Here is a 10,167-nt window from a genome sequence, read left to right on the forward strand (position 1 = left end):
CATAATTCATAATTCATAATTCATAATTCCCACACCCCACTTGCGTCTAAGGTTAAACTTTAATTCCTAGTACCTGTGTATGGGTTCCCCGCGCTTGGGTGACACCGATGGTTCTTTCCGATGCTTCAATCATGGGACGACGCAAACTAACGACAATAAACTGCGCTTGTTGTGCTTGTTTTTGAATCATTTTGGCCAATTTCTCCACATTGGCCCCATCTAAAAACATATCCACTTCATCAAACGCATAAAAGGGAGAAGGACGATATCTTTGTAGGGAAAAAATAAAGCTTAAAGCGGTTAAAGATTTTTCACCTCCAGACATGGAACTTAATCGCTGTACGGGTTTTCCTTTGGGATGTGCCACCAGATTTAAGCCACCATTAAAGGGGTCATTTTCGTCTTCTAATTGCAAGTAACCATCACCATCGGACAGGGTAGCAAATATATTCTTAAAGTTTTCGTTAACAGCAGTAAATGCTTCCTGAAAAGCATTAAATCTGAGGGTGGTAAAGTTTTCTATGCGTAAAAGTAGTTCGGTTCTTTCTCCTTCTAGAGTTTGCAGTTTTTCTGATAGTTCATCTAATCTCTCTTTGGTTTTTTGGTATTCTTCTAAAGCTAACATATTCACAGGTTCTAAAGCTTCTAATTTCTTTTGTAGCTGCCGAATATCGCTTTGAATTTTCTCGAAATCCCGCTCACTTTCGGGAATTGCGGGCAAGGGATTGGGTAAGTCGCTTTCTAGTTGACTAATTTCTGTCTGTAAAGTGGTTAGTAATGCTTGTCTTTCTTCTTGATTGTTGACTAACTTTTCCGATTGCCAGATAGCCTGTTGTTGTTGGTTTTGTTGTTGTCGCAAAACTGTCTCTAACTGGTCTCTTTTTTGCTTGGTTTCCCCTAGTTGTTGCGATAATTGCTGTAAAGCTTGATTGATTTCTAAAATATGGCGATCAAGTTTTTCTATCTCCAGATTACCGATATTTCTCTGATTAACTGCATCGGTGATTATTTTCTCAATCTCAATAATTCTATCCCCATACTCTTGACTTTTTTCCTCTAGTCTGATCTGTTGACTTTGTAAATCTTTCAACTGTTCGCGGACTGTAGCGAGGTGATTTTCTTGGGTTTTTAACTCCAATTCTTGAGCGCGAATTATTCCCTGTACCTGTTGCCATTCGCTATGGGTATGATTGGCCTCTAAAGCAGTTAATTTCTCCTGTTCTTCCTGTAAAGATAACTCTAAATCAGGAATTTCTCTGGTTAATACTTCTAACCGTTGACGAGAAATAGTAATTTCCTCTTGCTGGCCCGATAATTGACGGTTTAAATCCTCTTTTTCTGTGGTTAAACGTTGTAAATCCTTGCTTAATTGTTGTAGAGATAATTGATTTTCCCGATGACTTTGACGGGTTTCGGTTAACTGTTGGGTTAACTGACTGATAAGATTATTAACTTGAGTAATTTTTTCTTCGTTGCGGGTAAGAATGCGATCGATTTCTGCTAATCTTTCCCGTAGAGATTCCGCTTCACTAGACTCCTTGGCAGAAATTTTACCAAAACGCAGCCCCGATCGCGTCGGTTGGCTGCCTCCGGTCATAGCGCCAGTCATCTCTAATAACTCGCCATCCAAAGTAACGATGCGATATTGATTGATATAATAACGGGCAGAATCTATATCCTCGAAAACCACGGTACTGCCAAAAATATAGTTAAAAACCTCCCGATACTGGGGTTGAAACTTAACTAAATTCACCGCTAAATCCAGATAACCCCGCGCATGACGCAGAGAGGAAATATCCTGGGGACGGGGAGGACGAATTTTATTCAGGGGTAAAAAAGTGGCCCTACCGATGCGACGCTGTTTTAGTAAGGCAATTCCGGCAGCCGCGACGCTATCATCTTGGACGACTACATGACCTAAACGACCTCCGGCGGCGATTTCCAGAGCAATTTGATAACGTTCCTCTACTTCCCCCAATTGTGCCACTAATCCGCAGATTCCGGGCAAATCTGACTGTAATAATATTTGAGTGGCATAGGTTCCCTGGGCCTCCTGTTGCGCTTGCTTGGTCGCTTCCAGTTTATCTAATTCCCTCTGTTTGTCCCGTTGTTCTTTTAGCAGACGTTTTTGGGTGTCCTGACTGATAACGCGATTTTGTTCGGCAATGGTGAGTTTTTGGGCTAAATTTTGGATATCGGGTTCCGATTGATTAATTTTTTGTAATATTTCTTGACTTTCTTCTGTTTTTGTGCTAATGACTTGCTCTAATTCTTGCAGACGTTGACCAGCTTCTACTATATTAGTTTGCAATCGATCGCATCTTTCGGTCAATTGGGCCCGTTGGCTACGGTAGGGGTTTAATTGTTCCTGAAGACGGGTAATATTGCGGGAAAGGTCACTTTGTTCTTTTACCCAAGCTTCTGACGCTTCTGCGAGACTACTTGCTTGCAGACGATGGTTTTCTAGGGTTTCCCTTGCGGTTTGGGTTGTCAGTAGGAGATTGGGTAAAATTTCAGTTTCTAAACGGCTTTTTTGGGCAGTAATCTGATTTAATTCGAGATTATAGCGATTAATTTCCTCTAAAAGTCTGGTTTTCTGTGCCTGAGACTCTTTTTCAAGGTTTTCTAACTCTTTTTGTCGTTGTTGCTGTTGTTGTCGTTTGGCCTGTTGACTCGCTAATCGGGAAGTTAGGGACAGGTGTTCATCTTCCCCAAAAGCTTTAACCTGTTGATTGAGTTTCTCTAATTCTTGACTATTTTGGGCGATTTGTTCGGATAAATTGGCGATATTCTCGGTTAAAACCTGTTTTTCCCTTTCCCCAGCTTGAATTTGTCCTTGTACTTGCTGGCAGCGCTGCTGGAGATTTTGCCAATGCAGGACAATTTCCCATTGTTGTTTTTCTTGGACTTGGGCCTTGAGTTTTTGGTATTTTTCGGCTTTAATGCGATCGAGTGCTAATTTCTCCAGAGATTTTTGCAATTCTGTGGCAATAATTTGGCAGCGTTCTTCCCTTTCTTTAACCGAATCGATATTCTCCTTAGTTTTCTCAATTTTGCGGTCAAATTCGGCTACTCCTGCCAATTCGTCGATAATTTCCCGTCTTTCCTTGGCATTCATGCTGATAATTCGGGTTACGTCCCCCTGTAACACCACGTTATACCCTTCGGGATAGATGCGTAAACGGTTTAATTGGTCGTGAAGTTCGCTAACCGTACAGGTTTCCCCATTGATATAGTAGGTAGAAGTATAGCTGCCACCCTTAGCCACTTTTAAGCGTCGGGAAACCGTCCAATCCCTATCGGTTGCGTCGGGAATATCGCTAACATCAAAAGTCACCGAAACGCTCGCTTCGGTGCTATGACGTTGACTGTTATAGCTATGATTGACTAAATCCGGTAATCTTTCGGCCCGCATTCCCTTGGAAGTAGCTAATCCCAAGCAAAATAGCAATGCGTCGAGGATATTCGACTTTCCCGAACCATTTGGACCAGAAACCACCGTAAACCCCGGTAAAAAGGGGATGGGAGTCGTTCCCCCGAAGGATTTGAAGTGTGAGAGTTCGACCTTTTTGATGTAAACCATGGCGATAAGCAAAAAGTAGGCAAGCTATCAGCTGTCAGCTTGAATCGATAAGGGATAACTCCGGTTTATCCTTGACAATATCCTCAGACTTGACCGGAGATGAGTTTGATTAGTTGCGTAGTTGGAAAATTTTATGACAACACCCTTATAGAAAAATATAGCTGATAGTCCCCTTAAATGGCTTGAATCCATTCCTTGACTTGGTACTCTGTCCAGATGCCATTTTGCCAGTAGGTATCCGCTTCGATTAATTCTCGCACTTCTGACTCGCTGGCTGCCTGATAAATTGCGAAAACTTGGCTTAAATCTGCCGTTGGTCCGATAGTAACGAGAATTCCCCGTTCTTTCTGTTGATTTAATCCCTCTAGATGCGCTTGACGATAGGGTGCGCGTTTTTCCAGCACGTTTTCACAATAACTACCCCAGACAACAAATTTCGGCATATTTGACCTGTACTCTCTTGATCTGTTGCTATTTTACGATCGAATCGTCAATCAGACTAAATCGCTCTAGAAAAGTGGCAAGTGGTAGGTTTTTCGGTTATCAGTCAACAGTCATCAGTGAACTGAACAGTCAAATCTGATAAGTAATAACTGCAATAGTTAATTTTTGTAAAAAGTAGTTGACAAATTGCCAGTGCTTTAAAGTGGGATTTACGTCACTTAACTTCTTGTTAACAGCCTAAACTTCTATGGTTACTGTTGAACTTATCCAATAGACTGGGGCTGTTAAGTCAAAGTTGCGATATTAAAGGAGGTAACGATATGAACGTAATTATCGAGTGGAATGACGTTTTTTTAGAAACTATTCGGAAAATTGGTGGCGGTCCGACACCGATTGCCCGGGCGGGGGCGATGTTACAGGTGGCGATGTTTAACGCCATTAATGCCCTTTCGGGGAATTTATACAGTCCCTATCCTAGCAATTTAAAGTTAAAGCCTGATCCCGGTACTTCTCCTGAAATAGCGGCGGTTTATGCGGCCCATCGTATTCTTAGCCGAATTTATGTCAATCTGACCATGACTTTTAATACTGCTTTGGATACATCCCTGCAAAGATTAAACGTGGTTAAGATGTCCGATGCCGATACCAAAGGTAAAACCTTTGGGCAGGCCGTGGCCGATTCCATTCTCACCCTGCGTCAGAATGACGGTTCTGACCAACCTCCCCTGTATAAACCGGGTAATCAGCCGGGGGATTGGCGACCGACAGGATCTGGGGATGCGGTTGCCCCCCAATGGCCGGACGTGACTCCCTTTGTCATGACTTCTGGTCGTCAATTTCGGGCGCCCTTTCCGGGTAACTATGCTAATAAAATCGACCTTCTCCGTAGTCCTGAATATGCGGCCCAGTTTAACGAAGTCAAACTGTTAGGGGCGGCCAATTCCTCTGCGCGTACTGCTGCACAGACTAGAATTGCCTTTTTCTGGGCGAATGATGTGGATGGAACCTATAAACCCCCCGGCCATCTGTTCCGCATTACCCAAATTGTTGCCCAACAAAGAAATTTATCTCTACTGGAAACAGCGCGTTTATTTGCTCTAGTGGGTTTAGTCATGGGTGATGCCGCTATTGTGGCGTGGGATGCTAAGTACCGGCTGCCGATTAATCTCTGGCGACCGGAAACAGCGATCCGTCTGGCCGATCAAGATGGTAATTTTTTAACCGAAGCTGATCCCAATTGGCAACCCCTATCAATTAATACCGCCGGTCAGCGTTTTAGTCCCGCTTTCCCTGCCTATGTTTCTGGTCATGCCACTTTTGGGGCGGCCCACGCTGGGATTATGCGTAATTTCTTTGGTACTGATAACGTCACTTTTACCGCCGACACGGACGATCCTAACGCCGAGGGGATTAAACGCACCTATAATAGTTTTAGTTCGGCGGCTTTGGAAAATGGACGCAGCCGTGTTTATCTGGGGGTTCACTTTCAATGGGACGGTGACCACGGTTTCTGGTCGGGTACACAGTTGGCTGATTTTGTCTATGCCAAAGTTTTACAGAAAGTTTAGGTAGAGTAATCGATAAACTACGCCTACCCATTAGTTTGAGGTAGGCGTTTTTGGCTCTTCTAGGTTCTGTGTGATAAGTTTAATACCAATTCTCCAAAGTCTGACTACAGAAGTTTAATCCCCCTAAATCCCCCTTAAAAAGGGTGACTTAAATTCGATGTGTAGTTTTCATTTAGAGAAATGGTATAACTTATCATAGGATCGATCAATCTTTGTGTTCTTTGTGGCTCTGTGGTTGATCCCGAACCCTTCTGGGATAAAGATTTAACCGGACTAAACCAAGAGAGCCTATTTATTTTTGACTGCGAGCAAAAATTTCTTCAAACCAATTAATAGCTCGATTTCCTAAAGCTTCTAGGGAATATTTTTGCTCGACTACTGCACGACAAGAATATCGATCGATCCGGTCTAAATTTTTAATTCCTGTAACTAATCCCTCGATACTATCGGGTTCAACTAAAAAACCAGTTTTTCCATCTTCAATAATTTCTACCGGACCACCGCGACGATAGGCAACTACGGGAACACCACAGGCTAAAGCTTCAATAGCCACGTTACCAAAAGCCTCAACCCAGCGCGGGGTCATCAACAGGCCAAAACAGTCGCCTAGCTCTTTTTGTAGGCTCCCAGTGGGCAAAAACCCGCGATAATCGACTAAATCGAAACTATAGGTATCCTGTAAATTTTGCCAGTAGAGAGGATCGGAAATATGACCGAAAACGCGTAAAGGCACACCCAACCGTTGACAAGCGGCGATCGCATCTTCTAAAGCTTTTTCCGGGGCAATCCGTCCCACCCAGGCTAGACAGGGGGAGGGAGCGGCCCGAAACTGATACAAAGATACGTCTAAACCATTAGCCAAACAGCGATAGGGGGGAGATATTGAGAAAGTTGCTGCTTGGGTGACGGTGTGAAAAGCGAGTAAATGGGGAAAATTGCTGTAGGTTTTTTCAATAATATGATCCATCGCCAAAGAAACGGAAGCCATGCTGACTAAATGGGCGACGGGAGTGGCAAAAAAAGGAGTGAGATAAAAAGGGAGCCAATCGTAGGCAAAATTGACAATTAAATCGTACTGACTTTGTACTTGTTGAGCGTAGTGCCACATATTGGCCAAAACGGCATTTTCCGGCATTAAAATCGGGGCTTCCCGGCCCTGACTTTGGGCGGAAATCTGGGCATTGCCCGCTATCGTGATCAAGGGTATATCCTGCAATTGCGAGGCCTCTGGAGCCACTACCCGCACCAGATAGCCTTGCTTAGTCAGAGTGCGAGCGAGATTATAAATAGTTAATTCTACGCCACCGCCGCCCCCCGATCCCAAAAATCCCACGGGGGTGGAGATAAATAACAGTTTTCGACTCAATTTTGCACCTCAGTTGGGTGTAGTTTCGGTGAAGGTCGGTGTGGTGTCGGTGAAGGAAGTATCCTGTACATCGTCATCTTCTGGTTCACCAGTAGTTTCTAGGGGAGCAATATCTAAACGGGGAGCTAATTGCAGATTTAACTGTCTAATTGCCCAGCGTGCTGTTTCTTGCACTTCCTCATCGGGATCATCGAGGGCATGACAAATTAATTGACTGATCTGAGACATGACATCGTAGAGTCTGGTTAAATCCCGAATAGCATTTTTCCGCACCTGGGGATTTTTATCCTGGAGAGAGATAGCCAAAGCTTGGTTCATCGGACGCAGGGAGCGGGTACAGATTTGGGCGAGGGCTTCTAGGGTTAAACTGCGTTCGTAGGAATCCCCATCCACCATGCTATCGACTAAAGGCTGCATTGCCCTAGAATCGGACATCTGTGCCAGTTTCCAAACCGCCCTTCTACGGGTACGGGGATCGTCATCGCGGAGACTTTCAATTAAACTCAGGATTAAGTCTGCGTTCGGGATGCGGGAGGTAGCTTGTACGGGCAAAGAAGACGCGAAATCATCCTCCCAATTGTCATTAATCTCACTGCTGGTTTTGGTGTCCGCACCGAAGGAATTGCCATTGCCCTCAAAAAATTTGTTGAGTGGGTTTTTAGGATTGACGTAAGTGGTTTTTTTGCGGCGTTTTGAGGCTTTGTTCTTGGGACGGTATTGAAAGAAAAGCGATAGTAAAGCTGCCAATAAAGCGATGGATAACAGGGCCGAGCCAGCAATTAATGGTATTGACAAATTCTCATTTTTGGCGGCAGTGTTGGCAACCGTGCCGGTTTGACCTAGATACTTCTGCGTATCAGCAATCGCATTTTGAGCAGAGGTATCGTTCGGACGTTGTGCCAGAGCTTGTTGAAATTTTTCCAGGGCGAGTTGGTAATTTTTTTGGGCTGTGGCTTCGTAACCAGCTTTCATCAACTGATCGTAAGTGGCGACAGTCTGGGGTTGCTCTAACCTAGGTGGAGTTTGAGCGTTAGCCTTGGGTACAGCCTGAAAATCATGACCCCAACTGCTGACACTGATAGCTAACAACAATAGGAAATTGGGTTTTATCATAGAGTTGATGTGATAGTTTAGGGGGGGGAGGGTAAAAGTATGATAGCCTAAAAGCCATAAATCAAAAGCACTCAACTCCAGATATAAGTCATGGACGCTGGTGATTGGGGAAAACCCTCCGGTGAGCGTGGGGCGAATAGTAGGGCTGTTTAGCGCTCAGGGATTATCTGTGAAAAACTGGCTTAATTAAGCTTGCACAGGAGTTTTGCGCCATGTTCGACCCTGAATAGTCGTGTGGAATTGCCAATTAGCTACAGTTTCTGGATAATCGCCCCGATAGTGACCGCCTCGGCTTTCTGCTCGTAATAAGGCACTTTCCAGAATTAAGTCGGCGATATCTAGAAGATTTAATGTCTCGATCGCTATTCTTATTTCTAACTGCACCGAAGGACACAAAAATAATTGTCCTTTGTCGGGGAGAAGATTCTGGAGAAATTGGCCCATCTTTAAGGATTGTAACTGTTGTTTCCACTGTTGCACCCGTAGGATAGCAATTTCTAACTCATTTTGAAATCGGCAAATTCCCGCATTTTCCCACATTAAAATCGGTAATTCTTTCCGTACTTTTTGCCAGTCTTCCTGTTCTTCCTGCCAGTTTTCCGCAATTTCTAAGGGTTTTTCTGGTCTTTCCCCACGAAAGTTTTCCGGCTCTAGACCTATTTCAACTAAACTTGCCGCAAAGACAATACATTCCAAGAGAGAATTACTGGCTAAACGATTGGCTCCATGAACACCTGTACTAGCGGCTTCGCCGATCGCATACAAACCGGGTAGAGAAGTGCGGGCGTTTAAATCGGTGGCCACCCCCCCCATCCAATAGTGAGCGGCGGGGGCGACGGGAATCACATCTTCAAACACATTAATGCCCCATTTTTGACAGATGCGGATAATATTGGGGAAACGATAACGCAGACGCTCCGGTTCGATCGGTCTTAAATCTAGATATACTTTGGCATGGGCGGGATCGTCGGAGGTTTTTTGCAAATGGCTAAAAATCGCCCGACTCACCACATCCCGGGGGGCCAATTCTCCGGCCGGATGATAATCGAAGGCAAAACGCCGCCCCTGGGCATCAATTAAATGCGCTCCTTCGCCGCGCACCGCTTCACTAATTAAAAACCGCGGAGCCCCCGGCACAGTCAAGGCGGTGGGGTGAAACTGAAAAAATTCTGGGTCGCGAATCACTGCCCCAGCACGCCAAGCCAGGGCGACTCCATCCCCGGTGCTAACGGCGGGATTGGTAGTTTGGGCGTAGACTTGACCGCCGCCTCCCGTAGCCAGAATGACTGCTTGCGCTCGCAGCCAACAGAGATGATCTTGATGGAGTAAACAAATACCTTGACAGCGTTGCCTTTCCGGGTCAAGCCAGAGTTTCAGCGCAATCGCTTGGGGAATAATGGTAATATTGGAGCGCTCGGTCACTTTTTCCATCAGGGTACTGATGATCGCTCTCCCAGTGCGATCGGCTGCGTGTAGCACCCTGGCCCTGGAATGGGCAGCCTCAAGAGTGCGGGCTAAGTCGTCTCCAGAGCGATCAAAACTAACTCCTAACCGCAGCAAATCAGCGATCGCTTGGGGGGCCTTCTCAACTAAAAACTGGACGGCATAGCGATCACATAAGCCCGCTCCGGCCTTCAGGGTATCTTCTAAATGGAAAACGGGGGAATCTGCCGGGGACGTGGCCGCCGCAATTCCTCCCTGCGCCCAATCACTAGCCCCGGTTTTTAAATCTTCTTTGGTAATTAAACCCACCTTTAAGTTAGGGGGTAAACACAGTGCGGCATACAATCCCGCCGCTCCCGATCCCACCACTAAAACATCTTGATAACTCGGCAGTTGCGAGGAAACGACCATGTAGGAGTTAATTGATAAATTCTATTTATTCTAGCATTCCATTTCTCTATAGCTCTGGCAAAAATCCCCGGTCTTTCCCTTGGGGCAGTATGCCAGATTCCTGAAGGGGTGACAACCAGCTTGAAGTGTGGACAGGGGGTAGGGTGTAGGGGGTAGGGTGTGGGGAAAAATCCTGTAGCCAAACAGGAACTCTACCAAGGAGGAAACCCCGAACAAGCCAGTTTTTCGCTCTGGAAGCG

6 protein-coding genes are annotated in these 10,167 nt (G+C 45.3%); 1 reads left to right on the top strand and 5 read right to left on the bottom strand.

Annotated features, from left to right (window positions below; translation table 11 throughout):
• Positions 1 to 52: 52 nt before the first annotated feature.
• Positions 53 to 3,583, bottom strand: coding sequence for a chromosome segregation protein SMC (smc, locus tag IM450_RS20525; RefSeq protein ID WP_287666071.1), 3,531 nt, complete (start codon positions 3,581 to 3,583; stop codon positions 53 to 55).
• A gap of 173 nt (positions 3,584 to 3,756) precedes the next feature.
• Positions 3,757 to 4,026 (bottom strand): YciI family protein, encoded by a 270-nt coding sequence (locus tag IM450_RS20530; RefSeq protein WP_045358444.1) that lies wholly within the window; start codon positions 4,024 to 4,026, stop codon positions 3,757 to 3,759.
• 321 nt (positions 4,027 to 4,347) lie between these two features.
• Here IM450_RS20530 and IM450_RS20535 point away from each other — a divergent pair, with 321 nt between their 5' ends.
• A complete protein-coding gene (locus tag IM450_RS20535) occupies positions 4,348 to 5,595 on the top strand; it encodes a vanadium-dependent haloperoxidase (RefSeq protein WP_287666076.1) in 1,248 nt (415 codons plus the stop codon).
• Between the two features lie 292 nt (positions 5,596 to 5,887).
• On the opposite strand, the gene IM450_RS20540 is transcribed toward IM450_RS20535, so the two are convergent.
• The 3 genes from IM450_RS20540 to nadB form a co-directional block, all read right to left on the bottom strand.
• Entirely contained in the window at positions 5,888 to 6,961 is a 1,074-nt protein-coding gene (locus IM450_RS20540; protein ID WP_287666079.1) for a glycosyltransferase family 4 protein, read from the bottom strand.
• A gap of 9 nt (positions 6,962 to 6,970) precedes the next feature.
• Complete coding sequence (locus IM450_RS20545) at positions 6,971 to 8,074, bottom strand: HEAT repeat domain-containing protein (protein ID WP_002800173.1); 1,104 nt, start codon at positions 8,072 to 8,074, stop codon at positions 6,971 to 6,973.
• Positions 8,075 to 8,260: 186 nt separating this feature from the next.
• Positions 8,261 to 9,928 (bottom strand): L-aspartate oxidase, encoded by a 1,668-nt coding sequence (gene nadB / locus IM450_RS20550; RefSeq protein ID WP_002800175.1) that lies wholly within the window; start codon positions 9,926 to 9,928, stop codon positions 8,261 to 8,263.
• Positions 9,929 to 10,167 lie beyond the last annotated feature (239 nt).

This window comes from Microcystis sp. M083S1 (assembly GCF_020246405.1).
GTDB classification, from domain to species: Bacteria; Cyanobacteriota; Cyanobacteriia; order Cyanobacteriales; family Microcystaceae; genus Microcystis; species Microcystis aeruginosa_C.

What these genes read in the sequence shown, in the direction of transcription:
- smc (WP_287666071.1), bottom strand. Translation starts at nt 3,583, where the DNA reads ATGGTTTACATCAAAAAGGTCGAACTCTCACACTTCAAATCCTTCGGG.
- IM450_RS20535 (WP_287666076.1), top strand. Translation starts at nt 4,348, where the DNA reads ATGAACGTAATTATCGAGTGGAATGACGTTTTTTTAGAAACTATTCGG.
- nadB (WP_002800175.1), bottom strand. Translation starts at nt 9,928, where the DNA reads ATGGTCGTTTCCTCGCAACTGCCGAGTTATCAAGATGTTTTAGTGGTG.
- IM450_RS20545 (WP_002800173.1), bottom strand. Translation starts at nt 8,074, where the DNA reads ATGATAAAACCCAATTTCCTATTGTTGTTAGCTATCAGTGTCAGCAGT.
- IM450_RS20530 (WP_045358444.1), bottom strand. Translation starts at nt 4,026, where the DNA reads ATGCCGAAATTTGTTGTCTGGGGTAGTTATTGTGAAAACGTGCTGGAA.